This is a genomic window from Pseudomonas sp. Sample_10, from assembly GCF_004321495.1.
GTDB lineage: Bacteria > Pseudomonadota > Gammaproteobacteria > Pseudomonadales > Pseudomonadaceae > Aquipseudomonas.
Genome location: NZ_RCOE01000153.1, coordinates 1 through 21,005, shown reverse-complemented (window position 1 = coordinate 21,005; position 21,005 = coordinate 1). Strand labels below are relative to the sequence as shown.

Sequence of the window (21,005 nt, the reverse complement as noted above, 5' to 3'; positions counted from 1 at the left end):
TGCGGTTGAACAGGATGATCGGCACAATCAGGATCGCCAGCATCACCACCGCCAGGGCGGACGCCACCGGCCAGTCACGGTTGTTGAAGAACTCTTGCCAGAGCACTTTACCGATCATCAGGGTTTCCGGACCGCCGAGCAGTTCCGGGATCACAAACTCACCCACCACCGGGATGAACACCAGCATGCAGCCGGCGATGATGCCGTTTTTCGACAGCGGCACGGTGATTTTCCAGAAGCTGTTGAAGGTGCTCGAACCCAGGTCCGAAGCGGCTTCCAGCAGACTCGTGTCGTGCTTCACCAGGTTGGCGTACAGCGGCAGGATCATGAACGGCAGATAGGAGTAAACGACACCAATGTAAACCGCGAGGTTGGTGTTGAGGATCTGCAGCGGTTCGTCGATCCAGCCCATGCTCATCAGGAAACCGTTGAGCAGGCCGTTGTTGCTGAGGATGCCCATCCACGCATAGACGCGGATCAGGATCGCGGTCCAGGTCGGCATCATGATCAGCAGCACAAGCACCGTTTGCAGCTCTTTGCGGGCGCTGGCAATGGCGTAGGCCATCGGGTAGCCGATCAGCAGGCAGAGGATGGTGCTGATCAGCGCCATCTTCAGCGAGCCGAGGTACGCGGCGATGTACAACTCGTCATCGCCCAGCATCGCGTAGTTGCCCAGGTTCAGCAGCAACTGCAGCTTCTGTTCGGCGTAGCTGTAGATTTCAGTGTACGGCGGGATGGCCACGTCGGCTTCGGCAAAGCTGATCTTCAGAACGATGAAAAACGGCAACATGAAGAACAGGAACAGCCAGATGAAGGGAACCCCGATGACCAACTGGCGGCCACCGGGAATTATTCGATTGAGACGGCGTTTGAATTTGCGCATGTTCATGAGCGAAGTACCACGCCGCTATCGTCTTCCCAGTACACGTAGACCTGATCACCCCAGGTCGGACGCTGCCCGCGACGTTCGGCGTTGGCAACGAATGACTGCACCAGCTTGCCGCTTGGCAACTCGACGTAGAACACCGAGTGCCCGCCCAGGTAAGCGATGTCGTGCACCTTGCCGCTGGACCAGTTGTACTGGCAGGTCGGCATGTCGGCGGTGACCAGCAGTTTTTCCGGACGGATCGCGTAGGTCACCGACTTGTCCTGCACCGAAGTGCTGATGCCGTGGCCGACGTAGATCTGCCGGTCCAGGTCTTTGCAGGTGATGATCGCGTGGCCTTCGGCGTCGTCGATCACTTCACCTTCGAAGATGTTGACGTTGCCGATGAATTCGCAGACCAGGCGACTGGTCGGGGTCTCGTAGATGTCGATCGGGCTACCGATCTGGGCGATCCAGCCCAGGTGCATGATCGCGATGCGCTCGGCCATGGTCATGGCTTCTTCCTGGTCGTGGGTCACCATGACGCAGGTCACGCCGACGCGCTCGATGATCTCGACCAGTTCCAGCTGCATTTGCGAACGCAGTTTTTTATCCAGTGCGCCCATCGGTTCATCGAGCAACAGCAGCTTCGGCCGCTTGGCCAGGGAACGCGCCAGTGCCACACGCTGACGCTGGCCACCGGATAACTGATGCGGCTTGCGCTTGGCGTACTGGGTCATTTGCACGAGCTTGAGCATGTCGGCCACACGGGCGTCGATTTCGGCGGCTGGCAGTTTGTCCTGCTTGAGGCCGAAAGCGATGTTCTGCGCTACGGTCATGTGCGGGAACAGGGCGTAGGACTGGAACATCATGTTGATCGGCCGCTCGTACGGCGGCATGTCGGTGATGTCTACGCCATCGAGGAAGATGCGCCCCTCCGTGGGCCGTTCGAAACCTGCGAGCATGCGCAGCAGGGTGGATTTGCCCGATCCCGAACCGCCGAGCAGGGCGAAAATCTCGCCTTTCTTGATTTCCAGGGACACATCGTCCACGGCAATCGTCTCGTCGAACTTCTTCGTGACCCGGTCGATTTTGACCAACACCTGTTTAGGTGACTGGTCGCCCTCGAGGGCTTTCTTATAGGCGCCGGAGGCAACTGCCATTTACGAAACTCCCAAAAAAAAAGAGTGCAGTTCGCTCAAGGTGAGCCAACTTTGGATAGTTTGAGCCTTGAAGCTATTTGCCCGACTTGACCTTGGTCCAGCTGCGGGTCATCAAACGTTGAATATTCGGTGGCAGCTCGATGGACACGTAGGTCTTGTCGAGCACGGCCTGCGGTGGGTAAACCGCTTCGTCGGTGCGAATGGACTGTTCCATCAGTTTGTCCGACCCGGGGTTAGGGTTGGCGTAGCCGACGTAATCACTGACCTGGGCAATAACCTCAGGTTTGAGCAAATAGTTGATGAACGCGTGGGCCTGCTTGACGTTGGCCGCATCCTTGGGGATCGCCAGCATGTCGAACCACAGCGCACCGCCTTCCTTGGGAATCGAGTAGGCGATGTTCACGCCTTTCTTGGCTTCATCGGCGCGGTTCTTCGCCTGGAACATGTCGCCGGAGAAACCGATCGCGACGCAGATATCACCGTTGGCCAGATCCGCAATGTATTTGGAGGAGTGGAAGTAGGTCACGTAAGGCCGTACCGCCAGCAACTTGGCTTCAGCCTTCTTGTAATCTTCAGGGTTGGTGCTGTTGGCGTCGAGGCCCATGTAGTTGAGCACCGTCGGCATCATTTCATCGGCCGAATCGAGGAACGCCACACCGCAACTTTGCAGCTTCTTGATGTTTTCAGGTTCGAAGACGGCGGCCCACGAATCGATCGTGTCGACCCCCAGCACGGCCTTGATCTTGTCGACGTTGTAACCGATGCCGTTGGTGCCCCATAGATAGGGCACGGCGTACAGGTTGCCCGGATCGTTTTGCTCCAGACGCTTGAGCAGCACCGGGTCGAGGTTCGAGTAGTTCGGCAACTGCGACTTGTCGAGCTTCTGGAACGCGCCAGCCTTGATCTGCTTGCCGAGGAAGTGGTTCGACGGCACGACGACATCGTAACCGGTACGCCCGGCAAGCAACTTGCCTTCCAGGGTCTCGTTGGAGTCGAACACGTCGTAAACCGGTTTGATCCCGGTCTCTTTCTGGAAGTCGGCCAGCGTGTTCTCGCCGATGTAGTCCGACCAGTTATAAATATGCACAGTACCGGCGGCCTGGACACTGACGGCAAGCGTCAGCCCGGCGCCGACCAGCATGGCATTGCGCAACAAAGAAAAAATAGGCAAGTGGAGGTCCTCTAAAATGAGTTGGGCCCAAGTTGCCCCGCGTTACATGACAGCCATGGCTGTATGGCAACAAAACCGGCGCGCAACTTACCCTCGAAAAACCGTTCCAGCAAAACTTTCTGTCATTTAATTAAACCTGTTGCCGCCACCGCGCAGACGACGACAACAGGTTCTTGCTTCAAACCGGCTTACTTACCGGATTTGATCTTGGTCCAGCTGCGGGTCAGGATCCGCTGGGTCGCGGCCGGCAAGTCGGCAATCGCGTACAGCTTGGCCAGCACATCGGCCGGCGGGTAGATGCCCGGGTCGGCAGTGATTTCTTTCTCAACCAGCGGCGTGGCGGCCGCGTTGCCGTTCGGGAAGCGTACGGCGTTGGTGATTTCGGCCATGATTTCCGGCTTCTGCAGGAAGGTCATGAACTTGTAGGCGCCTTCGACGTTTTCGGCATCTTTAGGGATGGCGACCATGTCGTAGAAGCTGCCGGCGCCTTCTTTCGGAATGTTGTAGCTGACTTTCACCTTGTCACCGGCTTCGGCAGCGCGTGCCTTGGCCTGGTAGATGTCACCCGAATAACCCACGGCCACGCAGATGTTGCCGTTGGCCAGGTCCGAGATGTACTTGGACGAGTGGAAGTAACCAATCGAAGGACGGATTTTCAGGAACAGCGCTTCAGCTTCGGCCAGTTGTTTCTTGTCCTGGCTGTCGGTTGGATAGCCCAGGTAGTGCAACGCCACCGGAATCATCTCGGTTGGCGAATCGAGGAAACTGATACCGCAGGATTTCAACTTCGCAGCGTTTTCAGGTTTGAACAGCAGGTCCCAGGAGTTGGTCGGCGCGTCGGCACCCAGTGCAGCCTTGACCTTCTCGGCGTTGAAACCAATACCGATCGAACCCCACATGTACGGGAAGGCGTGCTCGTTGCCCGGGTCGCTGACCGATACGGCCTTGAGCAAGTCGGTGTTCAGGTTCTTCCAGTTGGGCAGCTTGGACTTGTCCAGCTTCTGGTAAACACCTGCCTTGATCTGCTTGGCCAGGAAGTTGTTGGACGGTACGACGATGTCGTAGCCGGACTTGCCTGCCAGCAATTTGGCTTCCAGGGTTTCGTTACTGTCGAAAACGTCGTAGACCACTTTGATGCCCGACTCGTCTTCAAACTTCTTGACGGTGTCCGGAGCGATGTAGTCGGACCAGTTATAGACGTGCAACACCTTGTCGTCCGCCTGAACCGCGCCCGCCATAATACCCATCAGGGACATGGCGAGAAGAGTCTTGCCAGCAAGCTTTTTGCCTAATGCCTTCATGCGTTAATGCTCCAAATTTTTCTTTTTTGAACCACTTTGTTCAGCGGCCGAACCCCGACAACTGGAACCGCGGCTAGTCTGGCAAGATCCGAGGCGGTCTTTCAAGAAAAGGCCAACCTTTCTGACTGCCCCGAGCGAAGGTGCAGCGGCGCCTTCGCTCAGAGCCTAGCACTTAGCCTTGCAACGCACTCAGGGTGAGGTCCAGACACTTGCGAGCTTTCGTTACCAGTTCGTCGATTTCCGCAGGCGTAATCACCAGTGGCGGCGCGATGATCATGGTGTCACCGACTGCCCGCATGATCAGGCCATTATCGAAGCAGAACTGTCGGCAGATCATGCCCACTCCCTTGCCTTCGTAGCGCTTGCGCGTGGCCTTGTCCTGAACCAGTTCGATGGCCCCCAACAGACCCACCCCGCGAACTTCACCCACCAGCGGATGATCGTTCAGTTCCCGCAGACGCTTTTGCAAATACGGTGCCGTTTCGGTCTTCACGCGTTCGACAATTTTCTCGTCGCGCATGATGCGGATGTTTTCCAGCGCCACCGCGGCGGCCACCGGATGACCGGAGTAGGTGAAACCGTGGTTGAAGTCGCCGCCCTCGTTGAGGACTGCCACCACTTCGTCACGCACGATCAGCCCACCCATCGGGATGTAGCCGGAGGTCAGGCCCTTGGCGATGGTCATCATGTCGGGCTTGAGGTCGTAGAAATCGCTGCCGAACCACTCGCCGGTGCGGCCGAAACCACAAATCACCTCGTCGGCCACGAACAGGATGTCGTATTTGGCGAGGATTTCCTTGATGCGCGGCCAGTAGCTGTCAGGCGGAATGATCACGCCGCCAGCGCCCTGGATCGGTTCGGCGATAAAGGCACCAACGTTGTCGACGCCGACTTCCAGGATCTTCTCTTCCAGCTGATTGGCAGCCCAGATCCCGAACTCTTCAGGCGTCATGTCACCGCCCTCAGTGAACCAGTAAGGCTGCGCGATATGGACGATGCCCGGGATCGGCAAGTCGCCCTGTTCGTGCATGTAGGTCATGCCGCCCAGGCTGGCGCCGGCCACGGTGGAACCGTGATAGCCGTTCTTGCGGCTGATGATGACTTTCTTGTTCGGCTGGCCCTTGATTGCCCAGTAGTGGCGGACCATGCGCAGCATGGTGTCGTTGCCTTCGGAGCCGGAACCGGTGAAGAACACGTGGTTCATGCCTTGCGGCGCGATGTCGGCGATGGCCTTGGCCAGTTCGAGTACTGGCGGGTGCGCGGTCTGGAAAAACAGGTTGTAGTAAGGCAGTTCGCGCATCTGTTTGCTGGCGGCGTCTGCCAGTTCTTCACGACCGTAACCGATTGCCACACACCACAGACCGGCCATGCCGTCGAGAATCTGGTTGCCCTCGCTGTCCCACAGGTACACGCCCTTGGCGTTGGTGATGATCCGCGGGCCTTTCTCTTTCAGCTGCTTGAAATCGCTGAACGGGGCCAGGTGGTGATCATTGCTCAGGGTTTGCCATTGGCGGGTTTGCGGGTTGTTGCTGGTCATGTGAATCTCCTAAAAATCCAGGTGAAGGCGCGCCGCGGGACAACGGCGGCGCCCGGCGTGTCAGACGGCAAAGAGCAGGAACTCCCGTTCCCACGAACTGATCACGCGCTTGAAGTTTTCATGCTCGGCCCGCTTGACCGCTACGTAGCCAGTGATGAAGTTGGTGCCCAGGTACTTCTCGATGGTTTTGCTGTTTTCCATGCGTTCCAGTGCGTCTTCGATGGTCAGCGGCAAACGCAGGTTACGGCGCTCATAACCACGGCCGACTACCGGTGCGCTCGGGTTCATGCCTTCGACCATGCCGATGTAACCGCACAGCAGGCTCGCGGCAATCGCCAGGTACGGGTTGGCATCGGCGCCCGGCAGGCGGTTTTCAACCCGACGGTTTTGCGGCCCGGCGTCCGGAACGCGCAGGCCCACGGTGCGGTTCTCTTCGCCCCACTCGACGTTGACCGGCGCCGACGTGTCGGGCAGGAATCGGCGGAACGAGTTGACGTTGGGTGCAAACAGCGGCAACAGCTCGGGAATGAGTTTCTGCAAGCCACCGATGTGGTGCAGGAACAACGAACTCATGGTCCCGTCTTCATTGGAGAAGATGTTTTTGCCGGTCTCGATGTCGATGATGCTCTGGTGCAAGTGCATGGCACTGCCCGGCTCACCGGTCATTGGCTTGGCCATGAAGGTGGCCGCCACGTCGTGCTTGAGCGCGGCTTCGCGCATGGTGCGCTTGAACACCAGAATCTGATCAGCCAGGGACAAGGCATCGCCGTGACGGAAGTTGATTTCCATCTGCGCCGTGCCGTCCTCGTGGATCAGCGTGTCGAGATCCAGCTCCTGCAATTCACACCAGTCGTAGACGTCTTCGAACAGCGGATCGAATTCGTTCGCCGCCTCGATGGAGAACGACTGGCGACCGGTTTCCGGGCGGCCGGAGCGGCCGATCGGCGGTTGCAACGGGTAGTCCGGGTCGTCGCTGCGCTTGGTCAGGTAAAACTCCATTTCTGGCGCCACGATCGGCTGCCAGCCCTTGTCGGCATAGAGTTTCAGGACTTTCTTGAGCACGTTGCGCGGCGACAGCTCGATCGGGTTGCCTTGTTTGTCGTAGGTGTCGTGGATAACGATAGCGGTCGGCTCGATGGCCCAAGGCACCACATATACCGCGCTCTGGTCGGGGCGGCAGATCATGTCGATGTCGGCCGGGTCGAGCAGCTCGTAATAGATGTCGTCTTCGACGTAATCGCCCGTCACGGTCTGCAACAGCACACTTTCTGGCAGGCGCATGCCTTTTTCGGCGATGAATTTGTTGGTCGGCGAAATCTTGCCCCGGGTGATCCCGGTCAAGTCGGCGATCATGCATTCGACTTCTGTGATCTTGTGGTCTTTCAACCAATCGGTGAGCTGGTCGAGGTTGTTACTCATAAATGCCTCTAGGCTTTGAGTTTCCTGACTCTTGGGAGTCAGGCGATAGTTGACGCATCGGCGTCGCGTTGAAATACGGGTTTGCGACAGGCTATCGTGTTCTTCGCGCTCCGCAAGGCAAATGCCAGGCGTGCAGAATCGCGAGCGGTGCCCTGCGCCATGGCTGAGCTGCTATTGTGAATCGGTTCTATATTGAATGGAGTAACCGTAATGGGGGTGCCATCAGGGCCGTCCAGAATATCGGACGGGAACAGCCGAACCGTCAGGGACGTGAGGTTCGCCGGCAGGGCCGAAGCTGCCGGGACCGCGGTGCGCACGCAAGTGTCGCCACTCATGTGATAAGCATGCAGACCGATCTGTCTTGAGCAGTCGGTGACGCCGATTATCGGCAGGCGAGACATGAAGCACCCCGGTATTATTGCTGTTATGGGTTTGATTCGAGCTTAGCCTTGTTCATTTTTTTACACAACACCCCCGTAAAAAATACAACACGGCCCGCTCAAGCCCGCGGGCGCCACCGAGGCCAAGGGCATAAAAACGCCCCAAAGTGCCTCAAAAAAGCCACGCGAGCGCTTTTTTAGGGCAAAAAAGGCCTCGCTTGACTTCGGCATGCCGTTCGGGTTGACTGGAATCCGAAAAGATCAATGATTGATATTTTTAACAACAAAGGTGTTGCATCATGTCGGTACCCCCGCGTGCCGTTCAGCTTAACGAAGCGAACGCGTTCCTTAAGGAACATCCTGAGGTTCTGTACGTTGACCTTCTGATTGCGGATATGAATGGTGTGGTGCGCGGCAAGCGCATCGAACGCACCAGCCTCCACAAGGTTTACGAGAAAGGCATCAACCTGCCGGCCTCTCTATTTGCTCTGGATATCAATGGCTCGACGGTGGAAAGCACCGGCCTGGGCCTGGACATCGGCGATGCTGACCGAATCTGTTATCCAATCCCCGACACCCTGTGCAATGAGCCCTGGCAGAAGCGCCCGACCGCGCAACTGTTGATGACCATGCACGAACTCGAAGGTGACCCTTTCTTCGCCGACCCGCGCGAAGTGCTGCGACAGGTGGTGACCAAGTTCGATGAGATGGGCTTGACCATCTGCGCCGCGTTCGAACTGGAGTTCTACCTGATCGACCAGGAGAACGTGAACGGTCGTCCGCAACCGCCCCGCTCGCCGATTTCCGGCAAACGCCCGCATTCGACACAGGTCTACCTGATCGACGACCTCGACGAGTACGTCGACTGCCTCCAGGACATTCTGGAAGGTGCAAAAGAGCAAGGCATCCCGGCCGACGCCATCGTCAAGGAAAGTGCCCCGGCGCAGTTCGAAGTGAACCTGCACCACGTGGCCGACCCGATCAAGGCCTGCGATTACGCCGTCCTGCTCAAGCGCCTGATCAAGAACATCGCCTACGACCATGAAATGGACACCACCTTCATGGCCAAGCCTTACCCGGGCCAGGCGGGCAACGGGCTGCACGTCCACATCTCGATTCTCGACAAAGATGGCAAAAACATTTTTGCCAGTGAGGATCCCGAGCAGAACGCCGCACTGCGTCACGCGATCGGCGGTGTGCTCGAGACCCTACCGGCGCAGATGGCTTTCCTCTGCCCGAACGTCAACTCGTACCGTCGTTTCGGCGCACAGTTCTACGTGCCGAACTCACCGTGCTGGGGCCTGGACAACCGCACCGTAGCGATTCGTGTGCCGACCGGTTCATCCGATGCCGTACGCATCGAGCACCGCGTGGCCGGTGCCGACGCCAACCCGTACCTGCTGATGGCTTCGGTCCTGGCGGGCGTGCACCACGGCCTGGTCAACAAGATCGAGCCGAACGCACCGGTGGAAGGCAACAGCTACGAGCAGAACGAGCAAAGCCTGCCGAACAACCTGCGTGATGCATTGCGCGAGCTGGACGACAGTGAAGTGATGGCCAAATACATCGATCCGAAATACATCGATATCTTCGTCGCGTGCAAAGAGAGCGAGCTGGAGGAGTTCGAACACTCCATCTCCGACCTTGAGTACAACTGGTATTTGCATACCGTATAAGCGGGTGCAGTAAAAAGAACGCCGCAGGCTTGTTAAGGCTTGCGGCGTTTTTTATGGCCGACATTAAACCCTGTGGCGAGGGAGCTTGCTCCCGCTGGAGGCCGAAGGACTCCCTGTCATTCGCGAGACGAACCTTTCAGGCATGTCGCATTGACTGGTTTTGGGGCCGCTCCGCTGCCCAGCGGGAGCAAGCTCCCTCGCCACAAGGTCAATGCCCACTTCTGGGATATGGAACATCTGCCTGCACTGCGTACAATGCCCGCTGCCCCGCAGGAGACTTCAATGACACGCGTAGCCACTCCCCGCAAACCCCGCGCCCGCAGCCAGGCGCGAATCGATTCGATCCTCGATGCCGCTCGCACCTTGCTGGCCGCCGAGGGTGTGGCCAGCCTGTCGATCTACAGCGTTGCCGAGCGGGCGGAGATCCCGCCCTCTTCCGTCTACCATTTTTTCGCCAGCGTACCGGCCTTGCTGGAAGCACTGACCGCCGACGTCCACGCCGCCTTCCGCGCCTGCCTGCAAGCACCCATCGACCACGACGCGCTGAGCGGTTGGCGTGACCTGTCGCGGCTGGTGGAACAACGCATGCTCGACATCTACGGCGAGGATGCCGCCGCCCGCCAGTTGATCCTGGCGCAACACGGCCTGACCGAAGTCACCCAGGCCGACCGCCAGCACGACATCGAACTGGGCGACCTGATGCACAAGCTCTTCAATCACCACTTCGAACTGCCGAAACTGCCAGATGATGTCGATGTGTTTGCCCTGGCCATGGAGCTGGGGGATCGAGTGTACGCGCGCTCGGTGCAACAGCACGGGCAGATCACACCGCGCATGGCCGAAGAAGGGATGCGGGTGTTTGATGCCTACCTGGGGCTTTATTTGCCGCCCTATTTACCAAAGCGCGAAGTGCTTTGATCGTTCCCACGCTCTGCGTGGGAATGCCTCTTCGGACGCTCCGCGTTCGGCTTTTGGGACGCAGAGCGTCCCGGGCTGCATTCCCACGCAGAGCGTGGGAACGATCAGGGCTCAAACCCTCCAGGGTTGTCGTTTACGCGCACGGCTTACAACTTGGCGATCGACACCTCGGTGGATTTCACAAACGCGATCACTTCACTGCCCACCGCCAATTCCAGCTCTTTCACCGAACGGGTGGTGATCACCGAAGTGACGATGCCGGAAGCGGTCTGTACGTCGATTTCCGAGAGCACGTCACCGAGGACGATTTCCTTGATCGAGCCTTTGAACTGGTTGCGTACGTTGATGGCCTTGATAGTCATGATATTGATTCCTGTGGTTGGATAAGACTTGGGTTACTGGGCCCAACGCAACTGCGTAGGCAAGGGTGAAACAGGTTCCGGTTCCGGTGGTTGGCCGGGCAGTGACAGCACGCGGTTGAGAACTTCGGTCTCCAGTGCTGCCAGCCTATGAGAGCCACGAACCCGAGGGCGTGGCAGCTCAACGTGCAGGTCGAGGCCGACTTCGCCGTCTTCGATGAGAATCACCCGATCGGCAATCGCTACGGCTTCGCTGACGTCGTGCGTCACCAGCAACACGGTGAAGCCGTGTTGCTGCCAGAGCCGTTCGATCAGTTGCTGCATTTCGATGCGGGTCAGGGCATCGAGCGCGCCCAACGGCTCGTCGAGCAACAGCAGGCGCGGTTGATGAATCAACGCGCGAGCCAGGGCCACGCGTTGTTTCTGCCCACCGGACAGGGCCGCCGGCCACTCATGGGCGCGGTCCGCCAGGCCGACCGCTTCCAGCGCCGCCAATGCCTTGGGACGCCAGTGGCCCTTGAGACCCAGGCCGACGTTGTCGATGATCTTTTTCCACGGCAGCAACCTAGCTTCCTGGAACATCAGCCGGGTGTCTTCCCGGGCCTCGCTCAGCTTCGCGGAACCGGCCAGCAGTTCACCGCCCGTGGGCTGATCGAGACCGGCCAGCAAACGCAGCAAGGTACTTTTGCCGCAGCCGCTGCGACCGACCACGGCGACAAATTGCCCCGCCGGAATATGCAAATCGATCTCGCGCAGCACCTGGCGCGAACCAAAGGTTTTTTGCAGCTTGCGCACCGCCAGCGGAATCCCGCGCAGCAGGCGTGGAGGTTGTTGAGCGGTCATGCGGCACCTCCCTTGACGACCTGATAGGCCGGATGCCAGCGCAGCCACACGCGTTCAAGTCCACGCGCCGCGAGATCGGCCAGCTTGCCGAGCACCGCATACATCAGGATCGCCAGCACCACCACGTCGGTCTGCAAGAACTCCCGGGCATTCATCGCCAGATAGCCAATGCCGGAGCTGGCGGAAATGGTTTCGGCCACGATCAGCGTCAGCCACATAAAGCCCAGGGCAAAGCGCACGCCGACCAGAATCGAAGGCAGCGCACCCGGCAGGATCACCTGACGGAACAGACTGAAACCGGACAAGCCGTAGCTGCGCGACATTTCCACCAACGCCGGATCGACGTTGCGGATGCCGTGATAGGTGTTGAGGTAGATCGGGAACAAGGTGCCCAGGGCCACCAGGAAAATCTTCGCCGACTCGTCGATGCCGAACCACAGGATCACCAGCGGAATCAGCGCCAGGTGCGGCACGTTGCGAATCATCTGCACCGAACTGTCGAGCAGGCGTTCGCCCCACTTGGACAGACCGGTGATGAAACCCAGTGTCAGGCCAATACCGCCACCAATGGCAAAACCCAACGCGGCACGCCAACCGCTGATTGCCAGGTGTGTCCAGATCTCGCCGCTGCGTACCAGGCTCACACCGGCTTCGATCACGGCGATCGGCGCCGGCAGAATCCGTGTCGATAACCAACCCGCCGACACCGACAGCTGCCACACCGCCAGCAGCAACACCGGCAACGCCCAGGGCGCGAGGCTGTGGATAATTTTTTTCATGGCGCGCTCAACTCTGCGACGCGGCTTTGGGAAGGATGTCGTTGGCGACCATTTCGCCGAACGGGCTGACGTAACCAGCGCTTTTCGGCAACTCGGGACGCTCGATGTCCAGGTGCGGGAACAGCAACTCGGCCACGCGGTACGACTCTTCCAGGTGTGGATAACCGGAGAAGATGAACGTATCGATACCCAGATCGGCGTACTCCTTAACCCGTGCCGCCACAGTCGGCCCATCACCGACCAACGCCGTACCGGCACCGCCCCGCACCAGCCCGACGCCGGCCCAGAGATTCGGGCTGACCTCCAGGTTGTCGCGGCTGCCACCGTGCAGCGCAGCCATGCGTTGCTGGCCGACGGAATCGAAGCGCGCCAGGGAGGCCTGGGCACGGGCGATGGTGTCGTCGTCCAGGTGCGAGATCAGTCGGTCCGCCGCTTGCCAGGCCTCGGCGTTGGTTTCACGAACGATCACATGCAGGCGAATGCCGAAGCGCACGGTACGCCCGAGCTTCGCAGCTTTGGCCCGCACCTGTGCGATCTTCTCGGCCACCGCGGCCGGTGGCTCGCCCCAGGTCAACACCATTTCGACCTGTTCTGCCGCGAGGTCCTGCGCCGCTTCCGACGAACCGCCAAAGTACAGCGGCGGACGCGGTTGCTGGATCGGCGGGTACAGCAACTTCGCGCCCTTCACGCTGATGTGCTGGCCGTCGTAATCGACGGTTTCGCCTTCCAGCACGCGACGCCAGATGCGGGTGAATTCCACCGAGGCCTGATAGCGCTCTTCGTGGCTGAGGAACAGACCATCGCCGGCCAACTCTTCCGGATCACCGCCCGTGACCAGGTTGAACAGCGCACGTCCGCCGGACAAGCGATCCAGCGTAGCCGCCTGGCGTGCCGCCACCGTCGGGGAAATGATCCCGGGGCGCAGGGCGACAAGAAACTTCAAACGCTGGGTCACTGGAATCAACGACGCCGCCACCAGCCACGAATCCTCGCAGGAACGACCGGTGGGAATCAGCACACCGCCGAAACCCAGTCGATCCGCCGCTTGGGCGACTTGTTGCAGGTAACCGTGGTCAACGGCGCGAGCGCCTTCGGCGGTGCCAAGGTAATGGCCGTCGCCGTGGGTAGGCAGGAACCAGAAGATGTTGAGGCTCATGGAGTGGTCTCCTTGGGAAATCGGACTGTTACTGGGCTTTGGTGACTGAGCTTTGGGCAACGGTCGCCGGCGGCGTCCAGATCACGTCTTTGATGCTCAGCGGCTTGGGAATCAACTTGAGCTGGTAGAAGCTGTCGGCGATTTTCTGTTGCGCGGCGACCACTTCCGGGGTCAGGAACAGCGCGCCGTAGCCCTGGCGTTTCACCGAAGTCAGGGTGATGTCCGCTGGCAGGCCAAGCAGTGGCGAGACTTGTTTGGTCACATCTTGCGGGTTGGCCTTGGACCACTCGCCGACCGCGCGCACTTCTTCCACCAGGGTCTTGATCACCTCGGGATTTTTCTGCGCGTAGGGTTTGGTCGCCAGATAGAACTGATGGTTGTCGACGATGCCTTTGCCATCACGCAGGGTGCGCGCTTGCAGTTGCTGTTCGGCGGCCGCCTGGTACGGGTCCCAGATGACCCAGGCATCGACGCTGCCACGCTCGAACGCAGCACGGGCGTCGGCCGGTGGCAAGAATACGGTCTGGATATCGGTGTACTTGAGGCCGGCGTCTTCCAGTGCCCGCACCAGCAGGTAGTGCACGTTGGAGCCTTTGTTCAGGACGACTTTCTTGCCCTTGAGTTCGGCCACCGATTTGATCGGCGAATCCTTCGGCACCAGGATCGCTTCGCTGTGCGGCGCTGGCGGTTCGTAGGCGACGTAGAGCAGATCGGCGCCTGCCGCTTGGGCAAACACAGGAGGGGTTTCGCCGGTCACGCCGAAGTCGATGGAGCCGACGTTCAAGCCTTCGAGCAGCTGCGGGCCACCGGGGAATTCAGTCCATTGCACGTCCACGCCTTGGGCGGCGAGGCGTTTTTCCAGGGTGCCTTTGGCTTTGAGCAGCACCAGGGTGCCGTATTTCTGATAACCGATCCGCAGTGTCTCGGCCTGAGCTTGGGTAATGGCGCCGAAGGTAACAGCCGCAGCAAACAGAGCGACCAGACCACGACGCAAAATGACAGGGCGCATGGCGCTCTCCTATTTGCAGTTGGGTTTTGGCTGCACCTGCTTGCCCGTTGGCGGGCGAGTAAGGCCAGTACTTCAAGGGTGAAAAAGGCTCAAATGCTCCAGCGAGCACTCAACAAACGTTCATTCAACAGGTTTGGATCGAGCGGCTTGGGCCGTCGCGCCATGGCGCTGAAAAACAGCTCCAGCGATTCATTCAACCGTTGCTCAAGCTCCGGCGCCAATTGCGCCAGGGCACTGCCTTCGCCGTAAGCGATCTGGCTGTCCACGGCGAAAATGCCCTGAAGCATTTCCTGGGCCTTCAATGCCGACAGCACCGGTTTGAGCGCGTAATCCACCGCGAGCATGTGGGCGATGCTGCCGCCGGTTGCCATTGGCAACACCACCTTGTGGCTCAAGGCGCGCTCCGGCAGCAGATCCAGCACGGTTTTCAATGCACCGGAAAACGAAGCCTTGTACACCGGCGTGGCGATCAGCAAACCATCGGCGTTTTCAATTTGTTGCAGCAGGTCGACCACCTTGGGGCTGTCGAAACGTGCGTGCAGCAGGTCTTCAGCCGGGAAGTCCCGTACCTGATAACTCACCACCTCCACGCCCTGCTCTTGTAGCCAACGTTGGGAGCGATCCAGCAGAACCCCGGAACGGGAGCGCTGACTGGGACTGCCACCGAGTGAGACGACCAGCATTCAGACGATTCCTTGATTGCAGACGATTCGCGGTTTGCGATCTCGCTTTGATGGAGTGACCTTAACAGGTGATTTATATATCCATAAATCATATTTATTCATTTGGTTATGCAATATAGAAATATGAAGAATCACTTCTTTCAGACAAAAAAAAGGCCGTCGAAACGGCCTGAAATCCCCTGCTTTGTAGTTGATGATCGTTCCCACGCTCCGCGTGGGAATGCAGCCCGTGACGCTCCGCGTCACTGGACGCGGAGCGTCCCTAGAGGCATTCCCACGCGGAGCGTGGGAACGATCACATCGTCAACGATTCGGCTGCGGTGTCAGGCGCAGGTAAGGCTTCACGGCGCGATAGCCTTTGGGAAAGCGCTGTTTGATTTCTTCTTCATCCTTGAGCGACGGCACGATCACCACCTCATCACCGTCCTGCCAGTTGGCCGGTGTGGCCACTTTGTAGTTGTCGGTGAGCTGCAGAGAATCAATCACCCGCAGGATTTCATGGAAGTTGCGACCGGTGCTCGCCGGGTAGGTAATGGTCAATCGGACCTTTTTGTTCGGGTCGATGACGAACAGCGAACGCACCGTCAGGGTGTCGTTGGCATTCGGATGGATCAGGTCGTAGAGGTCCGAAACCTTGCGGTCGGCATCGTCGAGGATCGGAAAGTTGACGACGGTGTCCTGGGTTTCGTTGATGTCGGCGATCCACTTGTGGTGCGAGTCCACCGGGTCGACTGACAGGGCAATGGCCTTGACGCCACGCTTGGCAAACTCATCCTTCAGCTTGGCCGTGAAGCCCAGTTCGGTGGTGCACACCGGGGTGAAATCCGCCGGATGGGAAAACAGCACACCCCAGCTATCACCCAGCCATTGGTGGAAACGGATGGTGCCGGCGCTGGAATCCTGTTCGAAATCGGGGGCGATATCGCCGAGTCTGATGCCCATGGTGTAGCTCCTGGTGAGTGCTGGATGAACTCAACTGTGCCTGTGTTTTTTATTCATTAAAAAGAATAAATATCGATTTGTTTAGACCGAAAAGAAATATTAAAGAACTGTTCACTGGACGGATGAACGCAACCCGCCGAACATCGGCCACAAGGTTCGAGAAGGCCTTGAGTTGCTGCAAAAGAGGGAATTTCGAGGCGGGATTACGGGGGTGACCCCGTCTTGAAACGCAAAAAGCCCCGCCCGGCGTGATGCCGGGCGGGGCATTTTTTTTCTCGCTTACGCGTGCGCTTTTACAACAGCGGAATCGAGTAGCTGACGATCAGACGGTTTTCGTCCTGGGAACGGGTGTTCGGCAGGTCGGTACGCCAGGTGGCGTTTTTCCACATCAGGCCGAGGTTCTTCAGCGCGCCCGACTGCACGACGTAACCCACAGTCAGGTCGCGTTCCCACTCGGAAGCGCCGTTGGCGAGTTGACGGCCGGCGCCGTTGACCGTGTCGATGTCGTCGCCATGCAGGTAAACCACACCCGCTGTCAGGCCAGGAACACCGACCTTGGCGAAGTCAAAGGAGTAGCGCGCTTGCCAGGTTTTCTCGCCGGCACGGCCGAACTTCTGGATTTGCGAGTCGGTGATGGTGTAGTTCGACGAACCGTCGCCCTGGTTCAACCAAGGGAAGTCACTGCTGCCATTGCTGACCTGGTAACCGCCGCCGAAGGTGTGGCCGGCCACGGTGTACAGGAACAGGCCGCTGTACAGATTGTTGTCGACCTTGCCCTTACCGTTAGGCGCGTTGTAGTTGCCCGTCGTGTAGTACAACGGATCGTGACCGTTGGCGCCGTCGTCGGAGCTGTTGAAGTAGCGGAAGTCCGACTTCAATACGCCCGGGCCGATTGCCCAGTTATGCACCAGTCCGAGGAAGTGCTGTTTGTAGAACTCTTCCAGCTTGCCGTAGTAGTACTGGGCAGTCAGGTCCTTGGTGAGTTTGTAGTCACCGCCGGCATAGATGAACTTGTTGCTGTCGCGAGCAGCGGCAGTACGACCGTTGGCGCCGGAGATCGACAACTGCTGGTTGTTGCTCGAGTTACGACCTTTGACCTGCTCGATCTGACCGCCGACCAGGGTCAGGTCCTTGATGTCGCCGGACGTGATCTGGCCGCCCTGCCAGGTTTGCGGCAGCAGACGACCGTCGTTGGTCACAATGACCGGGTTCTTCGGCTGCAAGGTCCCCAGTTTCAGCTCGGTCTGAGAAACCTTGGCCTTGGCGGTCAGACCCAGGCTGGAGAAGTTATCAACCGCCTCACCGTTGGACTTGGTTGGGAACACAGTACCGCCATAAGCGTTGCCTGCCCCACCGTTGGTACCTCCGCCCGAATCCAGTTTCACGCCCAGCAGGCCGATCGCGTCGATACCGAAACCGACGGTGCCTTGGGTGTAACCGGAAATGAAACGCAGATCGAAGCCTTGGCCCCACTCTTCGTTCTTGTTCGGTTCGGCACTGCCGTCACGGAAATCCTGATTGATGTAGAAGTTGCGCAGCCCCAAGGTTGCCTTGCTGTCTTCGATGAAACCGGCGGCGCTTGCCTGCTGCGCCAAAACCCCTACGGCCACTGCCAGGGCCAAGGTGGACTTGTTCATTGTTTCGCTCCTATCGTTTTCTAATACTTGTGTTGCTGGTCCCGGGTCGTATGCCCTGGATCCGCAGACGCTTTTTGCGCCTGACCGTCGAACGCGGTCATTTTTTGGGGCGCGCAGGATACCTCTTCATAATCCGTAAAAGAATTATTGAAGTATTTTTAATCGCATTGGGAAATAAGCCCCGACAACACAGATTGGAGGTATCGGCCGAAATGCCGATTCCTGAATCGTTTTATCTCGAGGGAGGTTGCAGCTTGATCCGAGGCTTACGGTGCGTGTCGGATGGACTTACTGTAAGCGCTGACGATAAAAGCTAAAAAGAATTAAAAATTCACCTATGCAAACAATATGGAATATTGAATCGAGACGAAAAAAAACCTCGCCGTTGTGGTGAGGTTTTTTGAAAGGGGACGCTATTACATGAAGCTGTAGGTGTAGTTGAAGATCAGACGGGTCTGGTCTTCATCAAGCGTACTGGTGTTGCCACGATACATACCGTGACGCAACGTAGTACCGAAGCCTTTGAGTGGGCCGGTTTGAATCACGTAATCCACACGCAGATCGGTTTCCCGCTCGTTCAGGTCATCACCCACGCCGTTGGTGGCCTTGATGTCCCGGCCATACAGGTAAGCAGCCGACGCTTTCAGGCCTGGCACGCCCAAAGAAGCGAAGTCATAGGAGTATTGACCGTAGGTGGTGTTTTCACCGGCACGGATAAAGCTGCCCACGGTGGCATCGGTGAAGGAGTAGAAGCTTGCGCCGCCGGCACCTTCGTTACGGCCTCGACCGTCAACCACGTTAGCCTGGTTCAGGAAAACAAAACCGCCGTCATCGTTGACACGCTGGTGACCGAGCAAGAATGCACTGCCGCCCAGGGTGTAGGTGAACGTGGCGCTCCAGGTTTTGTTGTCGACTTCACCTGGCGTCTTGGCGTAACCGTTGTTGTTGTTGAACAGGTAGCCGGCCGTGCCGTTCTTGCCGTCGGAGCTGCTGTCGAAATAACGGATATCGGTCTTGAACGACTGGTTCGGTGCGATCGGGTAGACGTGCACCAGGCCCAGGAAGTTCTGCTTGTAGTAGTCTTCCAGGTTCGCGTAGTAGTACTGCAGCATCAGGTCTTTAGTGACCTTCCAGTCAGCACCGGCGTAACGGAACTGGTTGCTGTCCTGAGTACCGCCAGCCACGGCCAGACCGGTGCTGTTGCTCGATGCGCGACCGGTCGCGTGCTCCAACTGACCTACGTTGAAGGTCACGTTGTCGATTTCCTTCGAAGTCAGGGTGCCACCTTCAAAGGTTTGCGGTAGCACGCGGCTGTCGTTCGCGATCAGGATCGGCATGTTTGGCTGCAGAGCGCCACCCACGTGAGCCTCGGTCTTCGAGAAACGTGCCTTGACGTTCGCTGCCGCACGGCTCCACGAGTGTTCTGCCGAACCATCGGTGTCGCTAGGTGTGAAGGAGTTGTTGTCCGGGTGATGGCCTTTGCCGCCGTCCAGATGGATACCGACCAGCGCCTGGGCGTCGATACCAAAACCAACGACACCTTGAGTGAAACCCGACTGGTAATCGAACTTCAGGCCTTCAGCGGCCTCTCGCTGCCGGTTGGCAGGCGTGCTGGCGCCTTCCCGTTTATCGGCGTCGAAATAATAGGTGCGCGAACTGACGGAAGCCTTGCTGTCTTCGATGAAACCTGCGGCGCCTGCCTGCTGCGCCATAACCCCTACGGCCACGGCCAAAGCCAAGGTGGACTTGTTCATTGTGAAGCTCCTCTGGATTCTAATTCTTGTGTTCCTGGTCTCGGGTCGTTGCCCAAAATCCTAAGATGCGCGATTAGCGCCGGACGGTGACTCACAAGTCAATCGTAACCATGTGTGTCTACGACCATAGTCTAATCCCCGGTTTTTTGGTCCATGCAGGTTCATGAGATCGTCACAAACCTGAAAAGAATGGCTCGATTCTTTTCTCATACCGTTTAGGAATTAAGCTCACTTCAATTACCCCAGCGGACTAGAGCGGGTGCCACATAAGCTAATTACTAAATGGTATTTATTGGGCGTTTTTTAGATCGATTAGGTTTGGACACAATTTCGCAACAAAACCAATCGAACAGGCCCTCGCCATGACGACCAAGCGCGCACTATCCAAGCCCTTTGTTACAGTTTGTGTATCGCTGTTGATTTCTTTCTCTGCCCACGCAGCGAACCTCACCGTCGGCTACCAAACCGGTATCGACCCCAGCAAGGTGCCGCAGGCGGATGGCCTGTACGAAAAAACCATTGGCCAGCCCATCGACTGGCGACGTTTCAACAGTGGCCCGGAGGTGGTCACAGCGATAGCGTCCGGCGATGTACAAATCGGCAACCTCGGTTCCAGCCCTTTGGCGGCAGCGGCGTCGCGCAACCTGCCGATTGTCGCGTTCCTCGTGTCGGCACAGATCAATGCGGCGGAAGCCCTGGTGGTGCGTAACGGCAGCGGCATCGAAAAACCGCAAGATTTGATCGGCAAGACCATCGCCACGCCCTTCGTTTCCACCTCGCACTACAGCCTGCTCGGCGCGCTAAAGCACTGGGGCCTGGACGCTTCGAAAGTCAAAGTGGTGAACCTGCAACCAGCGGAAATCGCCGCGGCCTGGAAGCGTGGCGATATTGATGGCGCCTTTGTCTGGTCACCCGCATTGGGTGAAATTCGCAAGACCGGCAAGACCTTGACCGATGCCGCACAGGTCGGACAGTGGGGCGCTCCCACCTTTGAGGTTTGGGTTGCGCGCAAGGATTACGCCGAGAAGCATCCTGATGTCGTAGCCAAGTTCGCCAAGGTCACGCTCGACGCCTTTGCTGATTACGCCGCGCACAAAGCCAACTGGGCGGTCGACTCTGAGCCTGTGCAAAAAATCGCCAAACTGACCGGTGCCAACGCTGCCGACGTGCCTGAGTTGCTCGCCGGGTCCGCTTTCCCGGATGCCAAGGCACAGCAAACCAGCGCGCTGCTGGACGGCGGCACGGCCAAGGCGATTGGCGAGACGGCGAAGTTCTTGAAGGAACAAGGGAAGGTGGAAACGGTGCTGCCGGATTACTCGCCGTATGTCAGCGCGAAGTTTGTCACCGAGTAATCCACTGAAACCTGTGGCGAGGGAGCTTGCTCCCGTTGGGCCGCGTAGCGGCCCTGATGGG

General features: G+C 58.5%; 19 protein-coding genes. 3 read left to right on the top strand and 16 right to left on the bottom strand.

All coding sequences use genetic code 11. The features are described 5' to 3' along the window. The 7 genes from D8U18_RS15085 to D8U18_RS15055 form a co-directional block, all read right to left on the bottom strand. On the bottom strand, nucleotides 1–850 hold an 850-nt coding region (locus D8U18_RS15085), incomplete at its 3' end, for an ABC transporter permease subunit (RefSeq protein WP_177435025.1). A 35-nt stretch (nucleotides 851–885) separates the two neighbouring features. Further along, complete coding sequence (gene potA / locus D8U18_RS15080) at nucleotides 886–2,028, bottom strand: polyamine ABC transporter ATP-binding protein (protein WP_130903852.1); 1,143 nt, start codon at nucleotides 2,026–2,028, stop codon at nucleotides 886–888. Nucleotides 2,029–2,101: 73 nt separating this feature from the next. Continuing rightward, nucleotides 2,102–3,199, bottom strand: a complete 1,098-nt coding sequence (locus tag D8U18_RS15075) for a polyamine ABC transporter substrate-binding protein (protein ID WP_130903851.1) — start codon at nucleotides 3,197–3,199, stop codon at nucleotides 2,102–2,104. Nucleotides 3,200–3,387: 188 nt separating this feature from the next. Further along, nucleotides 3,388–4,500, bottom strand: coding sequence for a polyamine ABC transporter substrate-binding protein (locus D8U18_RS15070; protein WP_056854050.1), 1,113 nt, complete (start codon nucleotides 4,498–4,500; stop codon nucleotides 3,388–3,390). Nucleotides 4,501–4,672: 172 nt separating this feature from the next. Next, entirely contained in the window at nucleotides 4,673–6,037 is a 1,365-nt protein-coding gene (locus D8U18_RS15065) for an aspartate aminotransferase family protein (RefSeq protein ID WP_056854051.1), read from the bottom strand. 60 nt (nucleotides 6,038–6,097) lie between these two features. Next, nucleotides 6,098–7,456, bottom strand: coding sequence for a glutamine synthetase family protein (locus D8U18_RS15060; protein WP_056854052.1), 1,359 nt, complete (start codon nucleotides 7,454–7,456; stop codon nucleotides 6,098–6,100). A 38-nt stretch (nucleotides 7,457–7,494) separates the two neighbouring features. Beyond that, a complete protein-coding gene (locus D8U18_RS15055; protein ID WP_056854053.1) occupies nucleotides 7,495–7,857 on the bottom strand; it encodes a gamma-glutamyl-gamma-aminobutyrate hydrolase family protein in 363 nt (120 codons plus the stop codon). Nucleotides 7,858–8,135: 278 nt separating this feature from the next. On the opposite strand from D8U18_RS15055, the gene D8U18_RS15050 reads away from it, so the two are divergent. Both D8U18_RS15050 and D8U18_RS15045 read left to right on the top strand, forming a co-directional pair. Next, nucleotides 8,136–9,512 carry a glutamine synthetase family protein gene (locus tag D8U18_RS15050; protein ID WP_056854054.1) on the top strand — a complete coding sequence of 459 codons (1,377 nt, stop codon included), beginning with the start codon at nucleotides 8,136–8,138 and terminating at the stop codon, nucleotides 9,510–9,512. 282 nt (nucleotides 9,513–9,794) lie between these two features. Continuing rightward, entirely contained in the window at nucleotides 9,795–10,430 is a 636-nt protein-coding gene (locus tag D8U18_RS15045) for a TetR/AcrR family transcriptional regulator (RefSeq protein WP_131107898.1), read from the top strand. Between the two features lie 146 nt (nucleotides 10,431–10,576). Here the strand turns inward: D8U18_RS15045 and D8U18_RS15040 are convergent, their stop codons facing one another. The 9 genes from D8U18_RS15040 to D8U18_RS15000 all read right to left on the bottom strand — a co-directional run bounded on the left by D8U18_RS15040 (nucleotide 10,577) and on the right by D8U18_RS15000 (nucleotide 19,592). Further along, nucleotides 10,577–10,792, bottom strand: coding sequence for a TOBE domain-containing protein (locus tag D8U18_RS15040; protein WP_007967989.1), 216 nt, complete (start codon nucleotides 10,790–10,792; stop codon nucleotides 10,577–10,579). A 33-nt stretch (nucleotides 10,793–10,825) separates the two neighbouring features. Then, the gene (gene ssuB / locus D8U18_RS15035; protein ID WP_130903847.1) at nucleotides 10,826–11,632 is read right to left on the bottom strand and encodes an aliphatic sulfonates ABC transporter ATP-binding protein; all 807 of its coding nucleotides are present in this window, start codon (nucleotides 11,630–11,632) and stop codon (nucleotides 10,826–10,828) included. Further along, entirely contained in the window at nucleotides 11,629–12,411 is a 783-nt protein-coding gene (gene ssuC / locus D8U18_RS15030; protein WP_056854057.1) for an aliphatic sulfonate ABC transporter permease SsuC, read from the bottom strand. The genes ssuB and ssuC overlap by 4 nt, the downstream gene beginning before the upstream one ends. A 7-nt stretch (nucleotides 12,412–12,418) precedes the next feature. Further along, a complete protein-coding gene (ssuD, locus tag D8U18_RS15025) occupies nucleotides 12,419–13,567 on the bottom strand; it encodes an FMNH2-dependent alkanesulfonate monooxygenase (RefSeq protein ID WP_018928626.1) in 1,149 nt (382 codons plus the stop codon). A gap of 28 nt (nucleotides 13,568–13,595) precedes the next feature. Continuing rightward, nucleotides 13,596–14,576, bottom strand: a complete 981-nt coding sequence (locus D8U18_RS15020) for a sulfonate ABC transporter substrate-binding protein (RefSeq protein WP_130907753.1) — start codon at nucleotides 14,574–14,576, stop codon at nucleotides 13,596–13,598. A gap of 89 nt (nucleotides 14,577–14,665) precedes the next feature. Then, nucleotides 14,666–15,259 carry an NADPH-dependent FMN reductase gene (ssuE, locus tag D8U18_RS15015; protein WP_056854060.1) on the bottom strand — a complete coding sequence of 198 codons (594 nt, stop codon included), beginning with the start codon at nucleotides 15,257–15,259 and terminating at the stop codon, nucleotides 14,666–14,668. 303 nt (nucleotides 15,260–15,562) lie between these two features. Further along, entirely contained in the window at nucleotides 15,563–16,201 is a 639-nt protein-coding gene (locus D8U18_RS15010; RefSeq protein ID WP_131107897.1) for a peroxiredoxin, read from the bottom strand. A gap of 293 nt (nucleotides 16,202–16,494) precedes the next feature. Beyond that, entirely contained in the window at nucleotides 16,495–17,838 is a 1,344-nt protein-coding gene (locus tag D8U18_RS15005; protein ID WP_131107896.1) for an OprD family porin, read from the bottom strand. 416 nt (nucleotides 17,839–18,254) lie between these two features. Further along, nucleotides 18,255–19,592, bottom strand: coding sequence for an OprD family outer membrane porin (locus D8U18_RS15000; RefSeq protein WP_130903843.1), 1,338 nt, complete (start codon nucleotides 19,590–19,592; stop codon nucleotides 18,255–18,257). A 362-nt stretch (nucleotides 19,593–19,954) separates the two neighbouring features. Between D8U18_RS15000 and tauA the strand changes: the two genes are divergently transcribed. Next, on the top strand, nucleotides 19,955–20,944 hold the full coding sequence (gene tauA / locus D8U18_RS14995) for a taurine ABC transporter substrate-binding protein (protein WP_131107895.1): 990 nt from the start codon (nucleotides 19,955–19,957) through the stop codon (nucleotides 20,942–20,944). The last annotated feature ends 61 nt before the right edge of the window (nucleotides 20,945–21,005 follow it).